The sequence below is a fragment of the Streptomyces sp. 35G-GA-8 genome (assembly GCF_023534745.1).
GTDB lineage: Bacteria > Actinomycetota > Actinomycetes > Streptomycetales > Streptomycetaceae > Streptomyces.
This window is the reverse complement of sequence record NZ_JAMHJQ010000016.1, coordinates 175,096-193,242: the sequence shown is the minus strand read 5'-3', so window position 1 is coordinate 193,242 and position 18,147 is coordinate 175,096. Positions and strand designations below refer to the sequence as shown.

At 70.3% G+C, this 18,147-nt stretch carries 16 protein-coding genes and 1 CRISPR repeat array; of the genes, 12 read left to right on the top strand and 4 right to left on the bottom strand.

Annotated features, from left to right (window positions below; genetic code table 11):
- Positions 1–317: 317 nt before the first annotated feature.
- From M1203_RS31635 to M1203_RS31595, 9 genes are all read left to right on the top strand, one after another.
- The gene (locus tag M1203_RS31635; RefSeq protein WP_249953259.1) at positions 318–521 is read left to right on the top strand and encodes a hypothetical protein; all 204 of its coding nucleotides are present in this window, start codon (positions 318–320) and stop codon (positions 519–521) included.
- 83 nt (positions 522–604) lie between these two features.
- Complete coding sequence (locus tag M1203_RS31630; RefSeq protein ID WP_030350807.1) at positions 605–790, top strand: hypothetical protein; 186 nt, start codon at positions 605–607, stop codon at positions 788–790.
- A 177-nt stretch (positions 791–967) separates the two neighbouring features.
- Positions 968–2,779, top strand: coding sequence for an alpha/beta fold hydrolase (locus M1203_RS31625; RefSeq protein WP_249953258.1), 1,812 nt, complete (start codon positions 968–970; stop codon positions 2,777–2,779).
- Positions 2,776–3,384, top strand: a complete 609-nt coding sequence (locus M1203_RS31620; RefSeq protein ID WP_249953257.1) for a hypothetical protein — start codon at positions 2,776–2,778, stop codon at positions 3,382–3,384. The genes M1203_RS31625 and M1203_RS31620 overlap by 4 nt, the downstream gene beginning before the upstream one ends.
- Before the next feature lie 141 nt (positions 3,385–3,525).
- A complete protein-coding gene (locus M1203_RS31615) occupies positions 3,526–3,693 on the top strand; it encodes a hypothetical protein (protein WP_249953256.1) in 168 nt (55 codons plus the stop codon).
- Complete coding sequence (locus tag M1203_RS31610; RefSeq protein WP_249953255.1) at positions 3,690–4,451, top strand: class I SAM-dependent methyltransferase; 762 nt, start codon at positions 3,690–3,692, stop codon at positions 4,449–4,451. Before M1203_RS31615 ends, M1203_RS31610 begins: the two co-directional genes overlap by 4 nt.
- Before the next feature lie 41 nt (positions 4,452–4,492).
- Positions 4,493–6,151: an ABC transporter ATP-binding protein gene (locus M1203_RS31605; RefSeq protein WP_249953254.1), complete on the top strand. Its 1,659-nt coding sequence runs from the start codon at positions 4,493–4,495 to the stop codon at positions 6,149–6,151.
- A gap of 121 nt (positions 6,152–6,272) precedes the next feature.
- Positions 6,273–7,811, top strand: a complete 1,539-nt coding sequence (locus M1203_RS31600; RefSeq protein ID WP_249953253.1) for an NAD(P)/FAD-dependent oxidoreductase — start codon at positions 6,273–6,275, stop codon at positions 7,809–7,811.
- A 165-nt stretch (positions 7,812–7,976) separates the two neighbouring features.
- Positions 7,977–9,536 (top strand): PHB depolymerase family esterase, encoded by a 1,560-nt coding sequence (locus M1203_RS31595; RefSeq protein WP_249953252.1) that lies wholly within the window; start codon positions 7,977–7,979, stop codon positions 9,534–9,536.
- Between the two features lie 78 nt (positions 9,537–9,614).
- Here M1203_RS31595 and M1203_RS31590 read toward each other — a convergent pair whose 3' ends face one another.
- Together M1203_RS31590 and M1203_RS31585 are read right to left on the bottom strand one after the other, a co-directional pair.
- Positions 9,615–10,088, bottom strand: a complete 474-nt coding sequence (locus M1203_RS31590; protein WP_249953251.1) for a carboxymuconolactone decarboxylase family protein — start codon at positions 10,086–10,088, stop codon at positions 9,615–9,617.
- Between the two features lie 125 nt (positions 10,089–10,213).
- A CRISPR array of direct repeats spans positions 10,214–10,852; the repeat unit is 29 nt; unit sequence GGGACCAACCCCGCGTGCGCGGGGACCAC.
- A 186-nt stretch (positions 10,853–11,038) separates the two neighbouring features.
- Positions 11,039–12,109, bottom strand: a complete 1,071-nt coding sequence (locus tag M1203_RS31585) for a serine hydrolase (protein WP_249953250.1) — start codon at positions 12,107–12,109, stop codon at positions 11,039–11,041.
- Positions 12,110–12,415: 306 nt separating this feature from the next.
- On the opposite strand from M1203_RS31585, the gene M1203_RS31580 reads away from it, so the two are divergent.
- Positions 12,416–13,627, top strand: coding sequence for a cytochrome P450 (locus M1203_RS31580; protein WP_249953249.1), 1,212 nt, complete (start codon positions 12,416–12,418; stop codon positions 13,625–13,627).
- Positions 13,628–13,692: 65 nt separating this feature from the next.
- Here M1203_RS31580 and M1203_RS31575 read toward each other — a convergent pair whose 3' ends face one another.
- Positions 13,693–14,484, bottom strand: coding sequence for an SDR family oxidoreductase (locus M1203_RS31575; protein WP_249953248.1), 792 nt, complete (start codon positions 14,482–14,484; stop codon positions 13,693–13,695).
- Positions 14,485–14,831: 347 nt separating this feature from the next.
- Here M1203_RS31575 and M1203_RS31570 point away from each other — a divergent pair, with 347 nt between their 5' ends.
- Together M1203_RS31570 and M1203_RS31565 are read left to right on the top strand one after the other, a co-directional pair.
- Positions 14,832–16,379 carry an alpha/beta hydrolase gene (locus tag M1203_RS31570; protein WP_249953247.1) on the top strand — a complete coding sequence of 516 codons (1,548 nt, stop codon included), beginning with the start codon at positions 14,832–14,834 and terminating at the stop codon, positions 16,377–16,379.
- 267 nt (positions 16,380–16,646) lie between these two features.
- Positions 16,647–17,516, top strand: coding sequence for an NAD-dependent epimerase/dehydratase family protein (locus tag M1203_RS31565; protein WP_249953246.1), 870 nt, complete (start codon positions 16,647–16,649; stop codon positions 17,514–17,516).
- 44 nt (positions 17,517–17,560) lie between these two features.
- On the opposite strand, the gene M1203_RS31560 is transcribed toward M1203_RS31565, so the two are convergent.
- Positions 17,561–18,097, bottom strand: coding sequence for an SUKH-4 family immunity protein (locus M1203_RS31560; RefSeq protein ID WP_249953245.1), 537 nt, complete (start codon positions 18,095–18,097; stop codon positions 17,561–17,563).
- Positions 18,098–18,147 lie beyond the last annotated feature (50 nt).

Below are 18,147 nucleotides of genomic sequence, written 5' to 3'. Positions count from 1 at the left end.
GATGAGAACTGTCATGGCCTCGGATGACGGACGTCATATCGACTTGTGACACATGTCAGAAGACGGACGATCCCATTCCGAATGCCACTGTGACCTACGTCATACTGGCCTTGTTGGCGCGGGTGCTTTCATCCAACCGCACAGCACGGGGGATCGCCGCTGCAGTCGCGGAGGTTTACCCGCGTATAACGCACTGAGGGCCACCAAATGACCGGTATCGGTCTTATGGATGGCCGAATTTCAGTGAGTGCGTCTCGCGCGTGCATCCAGTACGTGGAGCGTGTGCATCCAACACATAGCAGAAAGCGGAGCAGTTCATGGTGGAGATCGTCTCGTACTTCAACGAGAAGCTGGACCTCGGCGCCATCGACCAGGGCGAGTCCAACTCGGAGCAGGCCCCGGTCCTGGCGACCCCGGCCGCCGCCCTCGCCGCCATTGGTGGCGCCAAGGTCGTCGGCGCGTTCGTTGGTGGCGCGACCCTCGTCGGCGGCGCGTACGCGCTCGGCAAGGCTGTCGGCTAAACATTTCCGCCGGTGGTTTCACACCACCTGCGCGAAATCAGCTCATTCATTCACGAAATCGAACTGTTGGTAGGAGGAAAAGCATGAACAACATCATCGAGGCAGTGAACGAGATGGACATTCCGGCGGAGGGAAAGGTATTCCCCGACGCCACCCCGGTGCTGGCCACCCCGGGTGCGTTCCTGGGCGGCGTGGCGGTCTCTTCCGCCGTCATCGGCGCCTTTGAGCTCGGTCGCGGCGGCGGTTCGGCCCCGGCCACGCAGCTCTAGTCACAGGCAGTACCTGAATGCAATTCTGCCGGGCCAGAGATGCGTTCTGGCCCGGCAGAACCCTATCCACTCTACGGGAGCCGTCCCCAGGGCGGTTTTGAAAGGAACCCTGTGAGATTCGCACGAAGGATCGCTTCGGCAGTCTTCGGTCCTGTGCCGGTGTCCCGGGACGGGGCGATGGCCATGTCGGAACGGCTGGCCGCGGTCACCACACTGACCTCGTCGATCGAATATCTGTCCCAGCGCAAGGAATTGCGCAAGGGTGGGCTCAATGACTGGGACATCGTCAAGGATGTCCAGGCCGCCTCGACGCCGCTCGTACGGAAGGCGCTCGGCGCCGTCAGCGGACGGCGCACGACGACCGCCCTCCATGTCGCCCGCGCCGCTGTCAGCGCGGGCATGCTGCTTCCCGGCTCCTCGCGCTGGCGCGGCGCGGGAAGCCTCTTCCTCGGTACGACGTCCGCGCTGCTCTACCCGCGCCACCGCTACGGCACCGACGGGTCGGACCAGGTGGCCATTCTCGTGCAGACCGCCACGGGCGCGGCCCGGCTGGTGAAGTCGCCGGAGGCCAAGGACGCGTTGATCTGGTACGTCGCGCTCCAGTCGAGCCTGTCGTACGCGGTGTCCGGCTGGGTGAAGCTGCTCGGGGAACCCTGGCGGGACGCGTCCGCGCTCGGCGGGATCATGCGGACCAGGACCTACGGCCATGAGCCGATGTTCCGGTGGACACAGGACCATCCGCGGCTCTCGCGCTATCTCACCCACAGTGTGCTGGCGCTGGAGTGCCTCTTCCCCCTTGTCTATCTCGCCGGTGGCCGGCTGGCCCGCCCGGTGATCGCCAGCGCCGCCGCGTTCCATGTCACCAACGGGTTCCTGATGGGCCTGGGGCGGTTCGTCTCCTCGTTCGTGGCCATGCATCCGATGGTGGCGTACACCGCGACCCACCGCGGCCACCCCGCCGTCGAGGGCCGGGACAACCGCGCGCCGCTGACCGCCGCGAGCCTGCTGGCCGGCGCCGCAGCGGTGGCCGGTGTGGTCGCCGTACAGCGTCGCCTCCGTACGCTGGAGGGCTGGCACACCACCCGCACCCTCACCACCCGCAACGGCAACGAGCTCCAGTACGAGATCATGTCGCAGGGCGACGCCGACAAGCCCGTGATGGTGTTCGCCGCCGGGATGGTCGCCACCTCCGAGCACTTCTCCTGGGTCACGGAGAAGCTGGCCAAGGAGACCGGCTACGGCGTCGTCACCTACGCACGCGCCGGATACGCCGGCAGCCGCCGCGAGACCGACGCGCCCTACACCCTGGCCGAGTCCGTCGACGACCTGGTCGACCTCGTGGGCACCGTCTCACCGCGGCGCCGGGTCATACTCGTCGGCCACTCGCTCGGCGGCGAACTCGCCCGCCGTGCCGCGCTCCAGCTCGGGGAGCGGGTGGAGGGCGTGGTCTATCTCGACTCCTCCCACCCCGACGAGCTGAACCGCTCCAAGCAGCAGAGCGACACCGCGAAGCGGCTGAGCGAGTCCCTGACCCAGATGGTGTGGTTCCTGCGCGCGGGCACCGGCATCCTGATGTCGCGTCCCATCTGGGTGGACGCGCTGCCCGAGGCGTATCGCAAGAAGGCGTTCGCGCAGTACACGGACGTCCGGATGTGGAATGCCGGCCGGCGCGAATGGGCGGCGGTGGAGGAGGACTTCCGGGCGTTCGAGGGTGAGCTGGAGCCGCTGGAGACCCACGCGCTGGTGGTCTCCGCGCAGCAGACCGTCGACCGCGACCCCGACCAGCTGCTGATGCACAACGAGCTGGCGGGGGCGCACCGCGGCCAGGGCCGGCGGACGGAGGTGGTGGTGATCGAGGGCGCCGACCACGACACGGTGCTGACCCAGAGCCGCTTCGCGCATCAGGTGACCGAGCGCATCGTGGCGTTCTGCGACGCAGGACTGGTGACCGACGCGACCACGGACGAGCACGAGGGGGCGGCCAAATGAGCACATCACCGAAGGAGATCGGCAAGAGCCTGTTCACCGGGCCCGGCGCCGGCTGGCGCATCGCCGGGGCCGTGATGCTGGTCAGTACCGTCGCGACCCAGCACCCGAACCAGCTGTTCAACCGGCTCCAGCTGAAGGACACCTTCTCGCTGCTGCCCAACTGGCGCTTCTTCGCGCCGACTCCGGCCATGCACGACTACCACTTCCTCTACCGCACGCGCGGCACGGACGGCGTGACCTCCGCCTGGAAGGGCGTCGATGTCATCGCAGGCCGCAAGATGCGCCAGATCGTCTGGTTCCCCACGCGGCGGCCGGAAAAAGCGATCTTCGACATCTGCAGTGAGATCCTCCATGTGATCGACAAGGGGTTCTCCGTCATCGTGCGGACCTCCGCCTACCGGACACTCACCGAGTATCTGCGGGCCACGATCAACGAGCAGGAGGAGGCCCGGCGGATCACGGGATTCCAGTTCGCGCTGGCCCGTGCCACCGGATACGACGCGAGTCACGACCCCGAGGTCGTGTTCGTGTCGCCGTACACCCCGTTGGACCCCCACACGGACACGCCAGTGAAGTCGGACGTCAAGAAAGCGGTCAAGGCATGAGTGTTGGTGCGTACGTCATCGTCGCGATCGGAGCCGCGATCGCCGCGGCAATCGCGATCGGAGTTCTCAAGAGGTAGCCGCCATCGACTGCCGCCCCTCCCCCCACGAGGGGCGGCACCCGCAGTACCCGAGGAGCCCCTGATGAACAAGACCCCGGTCATTCTCTGCGCCCTCGCCGCCGTCGCCGTGCTGGTGTTCCTGGCGATCGGCGACGTCATCAACTATCCGTTCGCCGTCGGGATCGGCACGGCCCTTGTCCTCGCCGCCGGCCTGGAACTGCACAGGAACAGGAAGAGGAGTCACCAGTGAACGAGATAGCTGACATCGGGTACGGCCGCCAGTTCGACGGCTGGTACGACCGGCTGTTCCCGAAGGACGGCGCCGCGGCCGGGGCCGCCAAGAAGCTGGCCGGCCTCCACCCCGACCAGTCCACCGGCACCCTGGAGTTCGGCGTCGGCACCGGCCGTATCGCCGTACCCCTGTCCGGGCATGTCGGCCGGGTGACCGGGGTGGACTCCTCCGAGGAGATGCTGGCCACGCTGCGCGCCGAGCCCGGCGCCGCCGAGGTCGAGCCCGTCCACGGGGACATCCGTACGTACACCTCCGACGAGCGGTACGGCCTCGTGTACTGCGTCTGCGGAACGCTCTCCATGCTGCTCACCCCCGAGGACCAGCAGCTGGCCGTGCGGCGGGCGGCCGATCTGCTGCGGCCCGGCGGCCGGTTCGTCATCGAGACACACAACAAGCCCGCCATCCTCGCGCTCCACGACGGGCGCAGCCGCGACACCTATTTCACGCCATATCCGGAACCGGGCACCGGACTCCAGACCCACTCCACGCTGCTGCCCGAAGGCTCGCTCTGGCTCTGCTCCCACATCTGGTACGAGTCGGACGGCACCACCCGCGTCGGCTCCGAGGCGTCGCGCCTCACCACCCCGGACGAGATCGACGCGTACGCGCGCAACGCCGGGCTGGAGCCCGAGCAGCGGTTCGCGGGCTGGGACGAGGAGCCCTACAGCGAGCAGTCGCCGATGTTCGTCTCGGTCTACGTCAAGGCCGCGGCGTGAATGTCTGGGGGATAGCCCGCGGTCACCGCGTACTCCTGCTGGTGGGCACTCTTCTGGGACTCCTGGGATCCGCTGCCACGCTGGCGCAGCCGCTGGCCATCGGCGAGATGATCAAGGCCGTCGGCGGTGACCGCTCACTGACCGTACCGATCCTGCTGGCGGCGGCGCTGTTCGTGACGGACGCGGCGCTCGCCGCCGCCCACGCCTACGCGATCGGCCGGGCGGGCGAGAACATCGTCTTCGACATCCGCCATGTGCTGACCGCGCGGCTGCTGCGCTCCCGCACCGCCGCGTTCGCGCGCTGGGAACAGGGCGACGTCTTCACCCGCATGGTCACCGACACCTCGCTGGCGCGCATCTGCATGGCGCAGGCCCTGGCGCAGATCGTCACCAGCGGATTCATGGTCCTGGGCGGCATCGGCCTGATGATCTGGATCGATCCGCTGCTCCTCGCCGTGACGCTGCTGTGCCTGGGGCTCGCCAGCGTCGTGTCGCTGCTGCTGGCCCGCAGGGTGCGGAAGGTGGCGGTCGTCAACCGCGAGGACACCAGCGACTTCGGCTCCGCGCTGATGCGGGTGCTCGGCGCGATGAGCACCGTCAAGGCGTCCCGTGCCGAGGACCGCGAGACCGAGCGCATCACCGGCTTCGCGCAGAAGGCACGCCGCTCCGGGGTCCGCGTCTCGGCGCTGTCCGCGATGCTCACGCCCGCCATGAACGTCGGTACGCAGGTCGCCCTCACCGCCGTCATCGCCTGGGGGATGGCCCGGGTGGCGACCGGCGCGATGCCGCCCGCGGACCTGACCTCGTTCATCATGTACCTCTTCTATCTGGTGTCGCCGCTGGTGATGCTGTTCATGTCGATCGCGCAGTTCCAGCAGGGCCGCGCCGCCCTGGACCGGATCGGCGAACTGGCCGGCATCGAGCAGGAGGAACTCGACCCGGACGCCGCGCATGTCGCCACCCGGGGCCACGCGATCACCTTCGACCGCGTCTCGTTCGCCTACCCCGGCAGCGAGGAGCCCGTCCTCGACGAGGTGTCCTTCACCGTCCCCGAAAAGGGCCTCACCGCGATCGTCGGCCCCTCGGGAGCGGGCAAGACCACCATCTTCCAGCTGATCGAACGCTTCTACGGGCCCGACTCCGGCACGGTCCGGATGGGCGGTACGGACACGGCGACCATGCCGCTGGAGCAGATCCGCGCCCAGATCGGCTATGTCGAGCAGGACCACAGCCTGATGCGGGGCACCATCCGCGAGAACCTGACCTACGCCACGCCCGACGCGAGCGAGACGGACATCGCGGACGCGCTGCGCATGGCCCATCTGGGCGAGGTGGTCAGGGCGCTGCCCGAGGGCCTGGAGACCGAACTCGGCGAGCGCGGCGCGGGATTGTCCGGCGGACAGAAGCAGCGCCTGGCGATCGCGCGTACGTTGCTGCAACGGCCGGGCATCGTGCTGCTGGACGAGGCCACCGCCAATCTGGACAGCGAGGCGGAGGACGCGCTGCGGGACACCATCACCGCCATCTCCGGGACATGCGCGGTGATCGCGATCGCCCACCGGATCTCGACGATCACGCAGGCGGAGCAGATCATCGTGCTCGACCGGGGCGGTGTCCGGGCGACCGGCACGCATACGGAACTGACCACGACGGACGATCTGTACCAGCGGCTGTCGAGGCATCAGGAGGTCGCGGCGTGACGTGTGTACCGGCGGGTGTTCGGACATTGGGAGGTCGCGGCGTGACGTCTGTATCGGCGGCTGTTCGGACATCGGGAGGTCGCGGCGTGACGACGAGGACCGGAGACCTGGGGGTCGGGGCATGACCGCGGACGCCGCCGTCGTCGGGACCGGGCCCAACGGTCTGGCCGCCGCCGTCACCCTCGCGAGGGCCGGCCTCACCGTCGAGCTCTACGAGGCCAGGGACACCATCGGCGGAGGGCTGCGTACCGAGCCCCTTTTCGACGACGACGTCGTCCACGACATCTGCTCCGCCGTGCATCCGATGGCCGCGGCCTCGCGCTTCTTCCGCGAGTTCGACCTCGGCGCGCGCGGGGTCGAACTCCTCCACCCCGAGATCAGCTACGCCCACCCCCTCGACGCCGGTGACGCCGGGCTCGCCTACCGCGACCTCGACGCCACCTGCGAGCACCTCGGCCCCGACGGACGGCGCTGGCGCCGGCTCATGGCGCCATTGCTCAACCACAGCGAGGGCATCGTCGATCTGATCCTCTCCGGCGGGCGCGGGCTGCCGCGCGATCTGCTGGCTCCGCTGCTCCTCCCCACCAGAGCACTGGCGCACGGAACCCCGCTCGCCGCGAGGCGATTCGCAGGCGAGCGGGCGAAGTCCCTGCTCGCGGGCGTCGCCGCGCACTCCATCGGGGAACTGCCCACCCTCGCCTCGGCCGGGGTCGCGCTGCTGCTCGGCCATCTCGCGCACGGCACCGGCTGGCCGGTGCCGCGCGGCGGGAGCGCCCGTATCGCGGAGGCGCTGGCGGCCGACATCGCCGCGCACGGCGGTACGTTCCACACCGGCCGCCCCATTGGAGACCTGCGGGAACTCGGCGATGTGAAGGCGGTGTTCCTGGACACCAGTCCCAAGGGCTTCACCGCGATCGCCGGTGACCGGCTGCCCGCGCGCTACCGGCGCCGGCTCGACGCGTTCCGTTACGGGCCGGGGGCGGCGAAGGCCGACTTCCTCGTGTCGGAACCGATTCCATGGGCCCACCCGGAGGTCGGCAGGGCCGGTACGGTCCATCTGGCGGGCACCCAGGCGGAGATGTTCCGCCAGGAGACCCTGACGGCCAAGGGCATCGCCACGTCCGAACCCTTCGTCCTGCTGGTCGACCCGGCGGCCACCGACCCGGGACGCGCCAGGCCGGGCAAGCGGCCGGTATGGGCGTACGCGCATGTACCGAACGGCGACGACACCGATCCGCTGGAGATGGTGCGCGCGCGTATCGAGCGGTACGCGCCGGGGTTCACGGACACCATCGTCGCCCAGCGCGGGATCCCGGCGGCCGAGTACGAGGCGTACAACCCGAACTACGTGGGCGGGGACATCGGCGCCGGGGCGATGACCCTCAAACAGTCGCTGCTGCGCCCCACGCCACGGCTCGACCCCTACCGGACCCCGCTGCCGGGGGTCTATCTCTGCTCGGCGTCGACTCCGCCGGGGCCCAGTGTCCATGGCATGTCCGGCCATCTCGCGGCGCTTTCGGCTCTGCGGCGGGAATTCGGGATCCGGAAGAGGCCGGAGCTGGGGGTTGGGCGGGCGGGGTCAAGGTCTGGGTTGGGGTCGGCGGAGGATTCCGTTCAGCCGGTGTCCATATGGCCGGAGCCCACGTCTTCGCGGGATTGATGGCGGTCCGGGCCGTGCAGCGCGGCCCGAGCGCGCCCCTAGTGTCCGTATCCCGTCAAGGGAGACGGACACGAGGGAGGCGCGATGCGGGAGAGCACCTGGACGAAGCGACCAGCGACGAGAACTGCCGTAGGGGATGGGGCACGACGGCTGACCACGGCGGGGATGCTGCTCGCGCTGTTGGTCGCGCTGCTCGGAGTGGGCGGCCCGGGGTTTGTCTCCGAGGCGCGGGCCGAGGCGCGGGCCGAGGTGGGAGTCGGCGTGGGGGCCGAGGCGCCGACCGCGTCGCTCACCGAAGTCACGGGCTTTGGTACGAACCCCGGCGGTCTGCGGATGTTCCGGTACGTCCCGGACGGCCTGCCCGCCGGCCGGCCCCTCGTCGTGGCGATCCACGGCTGTACGCAGTCGGCGGCGGCGTACGACACGGAGACCGGCTGGACGAAGTGGGCGGACCAGTGGGGCTTCGCGCTGCTGCTGCCTCAGCAGCAGTCGGCCAACAACCTCAACTCCTGCTTCAACTGGTTCGAATCCGGTGACATCGCGCGCGGCGCGGGCGAGGCGTTGTCGATCAAGCAGATGACCGACCGGATGAAGAGCGATCTGGGCAGCGACGCCGCCCGGGTGTACGCGACGGGGCTGTCCGCGGGGGCCGCGATGACCAACGTCATGCTCGCCGCCTACCCGGACGTCTTCGCCGCCGGAGCACCGGTGGCCGGGCTGCCGTACGCGTGCGCGACGAGCGTGATCGGCGCGTACGGCTGCATGAACCCGGGGACGAACCTGTCGCCGGCGGCCTGGGCCGACAAGGTCCGTGCCGCGTACCCCGGTTACGCCGGACCCCGGCCCAGGGTCTCGGTCTGGCAGGGGACGGCGGACACGACGGTCGTCCCGGCCAATCTGACGGAGACGGTGGAGCAGTGGACCGCCGTTCACGGTACGGACGCGACGCCCGACGCCACGGACACCGTGGCCGGTTATCCACACGCTGTGTACCGCGACGGCGCCGGGCGGGATGTGGTGGAGACGTACTCGCTGACCGGCATGGGCCACGGCCAGCCGGTCGACCCGGGCACCGGCGCCGAGCAGTGCGGCACGGTGGGCGCGTACATCCTCGATGTCGGGCTGTGTGCCTCGTACCGGATCGGCCTGTTCTGGGACCTGGCGGGCGACGGAACCCCCGGCCCGGGCCCTGGGCCTGAGCCTGGTGGCGGCAGCGTCGTACTGCCGAGCCTGGCCGCGGACGACGGCTACGTGAAGGCATCCGCCACCGGAGCCGGCCCGGCCGTCGGGGCGCTCGAAGGAAGCCTGGGGGTCGCGGTCGGCCGGGGCACGGACGGGCTCCACAACCGGTCCCTGTTCTCGTTCGACACCTCGTCCGTCCCGGACGGCGCGCGCGTGAAACGGGCGTTCGTGACGGTGACCCGCGCGAGCGGCGCGGGTGATCCATGGGCGGCGGGCAACCGCCTGGTCGTCGACATCAGAACAGGCTGCTTCGGCGCGACCTGCGCGACGGCCGCCGACGACTGGTCCGCCCCGGCGTCGACCGCCGAGGCGGCGGAGATCGGCGCCTTCACCACGGGAACGAAGTCGTCCACGGCCTTCACCACAATCAATCCGACGGGCATCACCCAGGCCCGCCTGCGCCTGGCTTCCGCGCCGGCGGCGACGGCGTATGTCTTCCTCAGGTCGGGGGCGGGGGCGACGCTCACGGTGGAGTGGGAGTAGCGGCCACCGGCGGGGCCCGGGGGAAGGGCCCCGCCGGTGGCACGGTGCGGTCTCGGGCGCCGGGCCGGACAGTCCTCGCTATCCGGCCTGGCCGGGCTGATAGCTGCCGGCGGGCTGCTGGACGATGACGTTCCCGCGGTTGAAGGCGTTGATGACGGCGATGAGCGACACGAGAGCGGCAAGCTGCTCCTCATCGTGATGCTTGGCGGCATTCGCCCAGGCCGCGTCGGTAACGCCACCGGCCCCGTCGGCGAGACGGGTGCCCTGCTCCGTCAACTCCAGCGCCGCGCGCTCGGCCTCGGTGAAGACGGTGGCCTCCCGCCACGCCGCGATCAGATTGAGCCGCACCGAGGTCTCACCCGCTGCGGCGGCTTCCTTGGTGTGCATGTCGAGGCAGCCACTGCACCCATTGATCTGACTCGCGCGGATCTTCACCAGCTCCTGCGTCGCGGCAGGGAGCGACGAGTCGGCGAGCGCCTTGCCCGCGGAGATGATGTGCTTCCAGACCTTGCCGGCGATCGGGCTGTCGAACATGTTCAAACGGGCGCTCATGGCGAACTCCTCGGTCGTTGTCGATGCCTACACGGATCTGACGGGAGCGACCTGGCGGGATGTGACATGGGGGAACGTGACCTGCGTCTCCCCGGGGATGCCTGCGCGTATGGGCGACGGCGGCCCGGAGCAACCCCGCGCGTGCGGGGACCACTACACCGGGCCCTCGACGACGCCCTTGCCGGGGGGACCAACCCCGCGTGCGGCGGGGACTACGCGTGGCTCGACGAGCGCGGACCTCTGCTCGCGGACCAACCCCGCGTGCGCGGGGACCACGAGGACGGCGTCTCGGCTGAAGAGCGCCGCCTGGGACCAACCCCGCGTGCGCGGGGACCACCTGGCACTCCCGTGCGACCCCCGGACACCACAGGGACCAACCCCGCGTGCGCGGGGAACACGAGTACCTGCGCCGCGGCGGCCTCGCGGGAAAGGGACCAACCCCGCGTGCGCGGGGAACACACCTCCCCGCGCATCTCGTCGACGAGGGCCGCGGGACCAACCCCGCGTGCGCGGGGAACACGTCACGGGCCTGACGCTGGCGGCATCTGTCACGGGACCAACCCCGCGTGCGCGGGGAACACGGCGTCACGGGCGGCTCGCTTGACCGCGACCTGGGACCAACCCCGCGTGCGCGGGGACCACCATTCGGCGGGCCAGTTGGGGCGGCGGCTGCCGGGACCAACCCCGCGTGCGCGGGGACCACCCCGCAACCGGGCCTGACCTGCGGGTTTCCAAGGGACCAACCCCGCGTGCGCGGGGACCACAGGGGTCGACCTGGGCCTTTACGCCGTCGAGTGGCCGTTTTTGCTTACTTCTTCGAACTCCGGCATATGGGCGTTTCCTCGCTTCCGGGGTGGCGAGTTGGCGGCTCCGTCGGCTTGACCCGCATGCACCACCGTAGTTGCTTTGCCGTCCGCACGGGCGCGGCGCCGTTACTGAGGAGGCCCGGATCAGCGGCACAGGGCCGCGTCCACGACACCGTCGAGATGCTGCGTGGCCGCCCCGTCGGTCGGGATGCTGGTCACCGCGACGGCGGCGGCGCGGCCGTCGTCGGTGGCTCCGCCTCGGGTCTCGTATCCCGGGATGTCGCCGCCGTGGCCCCAGTAGACACCGCCGCACGACAGCGGCCTGCTCATGAGCCCTAATCCGTAGCCGACGCCCGTGTCTCCGACGGGGACCGTCGTGCGCATCTGCTTGAGCTGGGCCGCCGGGAGGAGGCGGCCGGTCAGGAGCCCGGTGAAGAAACGGTTCAGGTCGGAGTTGGTGGAGATCATCTGACCCGCCGCCCAGCCCGCGGAGGGGTCGATCTCCGTGACGTCGCGTGGAGGCGCGTCCGCTGAATCCCTGTGGTAGCCCGTGGGATGGGGCTCCCGGATGGTCATGTCACCGGGAGCGGGGAAGTACGTGTGCCGCAGCCCGATGCGTTTGATGACGCGCCGGTCCACCTCCTCGGCGAGGGGCCGGCCGGTGACCTTCTGGACGATCAGGCCGGCCACTACGTAGTTCGTGTTGCTGTACGCCCATTCCGTCCCGGGGGAGAACTCGGCCTTGCGCTGGAACGCGATGTCCAGAAGGTCGCGGGGTTCGAAGTACCGGTGCTGAAGGATGCCGTCGACGACGCGGTCTTCGTACTCGGGAAGCCCACTGGTGTGCTGGAGGAGCTGACGGACGCTGATGCGGCGTCCGTCGATGCCCTTCCCACGGACGACGCCCGGCAGATAGGTGTCGACCGTCGCATCGAGGCCGATCTTCCCTTCGCCGACCAGTTGCAGCACGACCACCGCGGTGAACGTCTTGGTGTTGCTGCCGATCCGCACCTGCCCGTCGGCGGGCACCCGCGCCTCGGTGGCCAGGTCGCCCACCCCCGCGGTGTACGTACGGGTGCGGCCTTCGCGATCGTTGACGCCGGCCAGCGCGGCGGGCAGGCCATCGGTGCGTACCAGCGCGTTCAGGCCCTGCTGGACGGTGTCCGGCCTGGCGGCGGCGGACGCCGGGGGCGGCGCCAGGACACCCAAGGTCATGACGCCCAGGGCCACCGTGGCCGCGACCAGAACGGCTCTGCGCCGACCACCCCGCTGCCGCCCGGAAGAACGAAACCTTTGCCATGCCTGCTCACGCACAAGCCAACTCCTACGGTCGCCCAGGGCGATCCTGCCACCCGTGACCCTGCCGTCCGCATGCGCGTCCGTACGCGCGTCCGTACGCGCGCCGATCGTCGAGGCGCGTCGAAGCAGGGGTGGCGGCCCGAAGCGTGGAGATGTCCCCGTTTCTTGGTACGCTCGGCAGTGGAAACGGGGGATGGTCCCCGATTACTCCAGGGAGTCACCATGCGCGCAGACCAGCTCACCGAACTCGCCTCCGCCGCCCCCGACTTCTTCGCCGACCCCTACCCCGCCTATCAGGCCCTCCGGGCCGAGGGACCCGTCCGGCGCGTACGGATGCCCGGGGGTGAAGGGGTCTGGCTCGTGCTCGGGTACGACGCCGTCCGGGCCGGGCTCGGCGACTCGCGGTTGTGCAATGACATCCGGCATTCCGCCGAGTTCGACAGCGACGGCGGTTACGCGATCGGCCGCAACATGCTCCAGGTCGATCCGCCCGATCACACCCGGCTCCGCGCGCTCGTCTCACGGCAGTTCACCGCCCGACGCATCGCGGAACTGGGGCCGCGTGTTCAGCGCGTCGCCGCCGGCCTTCTCGACGCCATGGCCCCCACCGGCGGGGGCGACCTTGTCGACGCGTATGCCTTTCCGCTGCCGATCACCGTCATCTGTGAACTCCTCGGCGTCCCGGCCGCCGACCGCGAGGCCTTTCACCGCTGGTCGAGCGCGATCGTCGCCGTCACCGACGCCGAGGCCGCGATGGCCGGTGCGGCCGCGATGACCGAGTATCTCGGCGGGCTCATCGAGGAGAAGCGCCGTCTCGCCCCCGGGGAGGACGCCGACCTGTTGCACGCCCTCGTCCGGGCTCATGACTCCGACGACGCGGACGGCGACCGGCTCGCGCCCGACGAACTCCTCGGCATGGCCTTCCTGCTGCTTGTCGCCGGGCATGAGACGACCGTCAATCTCATCTCAAGCGCCGTCCATCTGCTGCTCCGGCACCCGGATCAACTCGCCGCGCTGCGTGCCGATCCCGGGCTGATGGAGGGGGCGATCGAGGAGACGCTGCGGTACGAGCCGCCGGCGCAGATCGCCGCGTACCGCTACACCGCCGAGCCCGTCACGCTGGCGGGTACGCCGATACCGCGAGGCGAGCGCGTCGTGCTCTCCCTCGCCGCCGCCAATCGCGATCCGGCGCGCTTCGCGGACCCCGAGCGGTTCGACATCCGCCGTGACCCCGCCGTGAACCGTGCTCAGCTCGCCTTCAGCCACGGCATCCACCACTGCCTCGGCGCACCGCTCGCCAGGCTCGAAGCCTCCGTCGCGCTGCCCGCGCTGCTGGCGCGTTTCCCGGACCTCGCGCTCGACGACGCGTCCGCGGTCGCCGAGTGGCGACCGAGTCTGCTGCGCGGGCTGCGGACACTCCCCGTGCGCTGGTGATCACCGTGATCACCGTGATCACCCGAGCGTCCGCCGCGGCGCGCACCTGGCCCCATACGGGCAGGTCAGCTGGTCTGGCCGGTGGGCATGATGGTGACCTGCTGGAGATTGACCCGGGGCGGGAGCGTCGCGATGAAGCCGATGGTCCGCGCGATGTCCTGCGGGGTCAGCCAGTCCATGGTCTCCTTGGAGCCCTCCAGCCAGTTCAGGGCGCCGTCGTCGGTGACATGGTCCTGTAGTTCGGTGCCGACGATGCCGGGCTCGATCGCGGCGACCCGGACGTTCTTCGGGCCGAGTTCGACCCGTAGGTGCCGGGACAGGTGGGTGACGTACGCCTTGGTGCCCGAGTAGACGGCGAAGTTGGGGAAGATGTTCTGCGCCGCGATGGAGGCGGTGTTGATCAGGTCGGCCACACCGCGTTCGCCGGCGGCTTTCACCAGCTGGGGTACGAACGCGCCGATGACGTTCATCAGACCCGTGATGTTGAGGTCGATCTGCTGCTGCCACTGGTCGGTACGCCGTTCCTCGATCGGGGCGGGAAGCATGACGCCGGCGTTGTTGAACAGCAGGTCAGCGCCACCCAGCTCGGCGTCGATCCGGTCGGCCGCCGCCTGGACCGCGGCGGCGTCGGTCACATCGGCGGCGATCGCCAGCGCCGTGCCGCCGTCCTTGTCGATCCGGGCGACCAGTTCGTCCAAGCGGTCGGCACGGCGTGCCAGGACCGCGACGGTGGCGCCCAGGGCGGCCAAGTGCTCGGCGGAGGCCTCGCCGATGCCGCTGGAGGCGCCGGTGATCACCGCGATACGACCGTTCAGGGGCTTGGCGGAGCGTTCTGTGAACCTGGTTTCGGTGGACATGGAGCGCCACCTTTCAGGAGTGAATGGCAACGGAAACGGAAACGGAATGAAACAGGAGCGAACAGGGGCAAACAGGATCGAACGGAGCCGGGGGCCCGGCGGGGCCGGAAGGCTCTGAGGCCCGTTGCCCTCTCCTCTTCCAGGACACCACCGCACCGCCTTTCCGGCAGCCCGGTAGCGGGCCGGGCTGGGCCGGGCTGACGGGCGACACTCGCGGCCGGCGCGTGCCGCACCGGGGCGCGGTCGGTTGCGGTCGGTCGCGGTCGTACCGTCGCGGGGGCTACCCCCAGCCGCGCTGTCATGCCTGCCGCATGGGCAGCGGGTCCCGGCTCAACAACCCTTGGGGCATGACGACTTACCACCGCAGAGCCCTCGTCCTCGCCCTCTCGGCCGCAGGCGTCGCCACGACCCTGACCGCCGTCGTGACCCCGGAGGTCCGTGCGCAAGCGTCCACCGCCGTACCCGCTCTCAACTGGCGGCCCTGCGCCGAGCAGGCCGGGGCCGCCGAGCAGGCCCAGTCCGTCGACCCCGCCCCCGTCGCGCAGGAGTGCGCCGAGCTGCCCGTACCGCTCGACTACCGCGACCCGCACGGCCCTCAGCTCACCCTCGCCGTGTCCCGCCTCCGCAGCGAGCGGCCCGAGGCGCGGCGCGGGACGCTGCTGTTCATCCCCGGCGGGCCCGGCGGGTCCGGGGTGCGGCAGCTGGGGCAGAAGGGGGACGCGCTGCGGAGGGAGATGGCGGGCGCGTACGACATCGTCAGCTTCGACCCGCGCGGGGTCGGCGGCAGTACGAAGGCGAGCTGCGGCCTCGACGCGGCGGACCGGGACCTGGTGAACCTCCGCCCCTGGCCGGGGCCGGGCGGCGATATCACCGAGAGCGTCACCCGGTCCCGCCGTATCGCCGACGCCTGTGCCCGTAACGGCGGACCCGTACTGCGCAGCCTCACCACGGCGAACGAGGCGCGCGACATCGACCGCTTCCGGCGGGCGCTGGGCGAGGAGAAGCTGTCCGCCTGGGGTGTCTCGTACGGGACGTACGTCGGGGCCGTGTACGCGCAGAAGTACCCGCGGCACACGGACCGTTGGGTGCTGGACAGCAGCGGCGACCCGGACCCTGCCCGGGTCGCGCGGGGCTGGGCGGCGAACATGGCGGTGGGCGCGGACGACCGGTTCCCCGACTTCGCGGCCTGGGCGGCGGATCCGGCCCGCGAGCAAGAAGAGCCGGGACTCCGGCTGGCCCGACGGACCGAGGACGTAAAGCCGTTGTTCCTCGCGCTCGCGACGAAGCTGGACCGCGAACCGAAGGAGTCGACCACGCCGGGCACCCCGCTGACCGGCAACCGGCTGCGGCAGGCACTCCAGAACGCCCTCTACAGCGACGCCTCCTTTCCCCAGCTGGCGCGGATCATCCGGGCGGCGATGGCCCCGGCCGGAAAGCCGGTCCTGCCGGCCGACTTGGCGCAGCCGCTGCGGGACGAGGACGCGGCGGTGACGGCCGCGGTCATCTGCAACGACGTGCGCTGGCCGGGTTCCGTCCCCGCGTACGAGCGCGCCGTGGCCGCCGACCGCGTCCGGCACCCGCTCACGGCCGGGATGCCGGCGAACGCCTTCGCCTGCTCCTTCTGGAAGGACGCGCCGGCGGAGAAGCCCACCCGCATCACCGCCGAGGGCCCCTCCAACATCCTGATGATCCAGAGCCTCCGGGACCCGGCCACCCCGTACTTCGGCGCACTGAAGATGCGCGAGGCCCTCGGCGACCGCGCCAGGCTCGTGACGGTCGACCACGGCGGGCACGGTGTCTATCTGGGCAATGGCAACGCCTGCGGCGACCGTACGGTCACCGAGTTCCTCACCTCGGGGCGGCGACCGGCGCGGGACATGTACTGCGCGGACTGACGTTTCGCGCGTCAGCGGTACGTTGACGAATCCGTCGATCGCCGACATCACCCGCCCACCCCTTCACCTGATCGGCCGATCCCACCAGCAACCACCTGACCTGGCCTTATACCTGTCGGGTAGGACGGGCGGCGGATGAGGCGCTGGACCGCCGGTCCCGGTCGCGAGCAGAGTCGGTAGTACCGAGATCACCGCCGAGGAAGTCCACCGGTTCACCGGCGGCCGGTTCACCGGCGACCGGGTTCACCGGCGACGAAGGGAACGATCATGAAGGTCTTCATGACGGGAGGATCCGGATACGTCGGCCGGGCGACCATCGAGGCGCTGGTCCGGCGGGGTATCGAGGTCGCGGCGCTGGTCCGCAGCGATGCCGCCGACCGGGTCGTGACCGGCCTGGGTGCGAGCGCGGTCCGTGGCGAGCTGACGGACGTGGCCGTGCTCCGCGAGGCGGCGCGCGGGGCGGACGGTGTTCTGCACCTGGGGCAGCACGCCGGTGCGGACGCCGCCGAGGTCGACCGCGCCGCCGCCGAGGCGATGCAGGACGGCGCGGGAGCCCGCCCGTACGTGCACACCGGCGGGGTATGGGTCTACGGCGACACCGCAGGGGTCGCCGACGAGGACGCGCCGCTGAACCCGCCGAGGCTGACGGCCTGGCGCCTGGCGAACGAGAGGCGCGTCCTCGCCCGGACTGCCACGGGCGAGCGGCCCGTGGTGGTGATGCCGGGCCTGGTGTACGGGCGCTCGGCCGGTCTGATCGAGATGTTCTACGCGGCTCCCGGGCGGGAAGCGGGCGCTGTCCCGGTCGTCGGGGACGGTTCCAACCACTGGTCCCTGGTACATGTCGAGGATCTTGCCGAGCTGTACGTGCTCGCGCTGGCGGCCCCGGCCGGATCGGTCTACGCGGGCGTCAGCGACCGGAACCCCACCGCGCTCCAGGTCTCCGAGGCACTCAGCCGGGCCATGGGGAGGCCGGGCGCGATCCGCCGGCTGACCATGGACGAGGCGACGAAGGAGATGGGGCCGATCGCCGAGGCCTTCGCACTGGACCAGCGATTCACCGGCGCCCGAGCGCGCGGGCAACTGGGCTGGAACCCCGTACGACTGGACCCACTGACGGAACTGGCCGCCGCCCGCTGACGGAGCCCGCGACGAGTTCGTGGTGACCCAGGTCGAAGGTGAGATCAGAAGATTCCGTCCACGATCTCCTCGTACATGCGGTTCCACTCCGACGCTTCGTCGGAGAAAGGAAGCCGGTCGAAGGAATCGATCCTGGCCCGCAGCTCCTCCGGTTCCAGGTCCTCATTCTCCTCCCGCTCCTCACAGAAGTACTTGAGTGTGATGAGGGATCGAACGAGCGACTCAAGGTCACGGTGGATCAGGACGGGCTTGCCGTCACCGTCGTAGGAGAAGGCATAGACATGGTCATCCGCGGGATTCAGGGCCGCGGCCGCACAGGGGAAGTGCCCCACGATCAGCCAGGACCTGCATTCCTCCGGCACATCAAAACTGAAATCCTCGTCGGCGGCCCACGAGCCGACGTGCACGGACTCCTCGACCGCGCCCCCGTCTTCCTCCGGACCGCCCCTGGAGATGAAGAAGTAGTCGTTCGGGACTCCGACGCGACTCAGAAAGGACGACGCCGGAACAGAAAGCGGTGACGATTCCGCTTCCGCGTACGGGAAGAGCACGACGCCCTCCAGGCCGAATGCCGCAATCACGTCCGGCAGGAGGCGTGATCCCGCCCGCGACATCGGCGGCGAGCCTCCTC

Coding starts and splice junctions, on each gene's coding strand:
- M1203_RS31635 (WP_249953259.1), top strand. CDS start 318: ATGGTGGAGATCGTCTCGTACTTCAACGAGAAGCTGGACCTCGGCGCC.
- M1203_RS31630 (WP_030350807.1), top strand. CDS start 605: ATGAACAACATCATCGAGGCAGTGAACGAGATGGACATTCCGGCGGAG.
- M1203_RS31625 (WP_249953258.1), top strand. CDS start 968: ATGGCCATGTCGGAACGGCTGGCCGCGGTCACCACACTGACCTCGTCG.
- M1203_RS31620 (WP_249953257.1), top strand. CDS start 2,776: ATGAGCACATCACCGAAGGAGATCGGCAAGAGCCTGTTCACCGGGCCC.
- M1203_RS31615 (WP_249953256.1), top strand. CDS start 3,526: ATGAACAAGACCCCGGTCATTCTCTGCGCCCTCGCCGCCGTCGCCGTG.
- M1203_RS31600 (WP_249953253.1), top strand. CDS start 6,273: ATGACCGCGGACGCCGCCGTCGTCGGGACCGGGCCCAACGGTCTGGCC.
- M1203_RS31595 (WP_249953252.1), top strand. CDS start 7,977: ATGCTGCTCGCGCTGTTGGTCGCGCTGCTCGGAGTGGGCGGCCCGGGG.
- M1203_RS31590 (WP_249953251.1), bottom strand. CDS start 10,088: ATGAGCGCCCGTTTGAACATGTTCGACAGCCCGATCGCCGGCAAGGTC.
- M1203_RS31585 (WP_249953250.1), bottom strand. CDS start 12,109: ATGACCTTGGGTGTCCTGGCGCCGCCCCCGGCGTCCGCCGCCGCCAGG.
- M1203_RS31580 (WP_249953249.1), top strand. CDS start 12,416: ATGCGCGCAGACCAGCTCACCGAACTCGCCTCCGCCGCCCCCGACTTC.
- M1203_RS31575 (WP_249953248.1), bottom strand. CDS start 14,484: ATGTCCACCGAAACCAGGTTCACAGAACGCTCCGCCAAGCCCCTGAAC.
- M1203_RS31570 (WP_249953247.1), top strand. CDS start 14,832: ATGACGACTTACCACCGCAGAGCCCTCGTCCTCGCCCTCTCGGCCGCA.
- M1203_RS31565 (WP_249953246.1), top strand. CDS start 16,647: ATGAAGGTCTTCATGACGGGAGGATCCGGATACGTCGGCCGGGCGACC.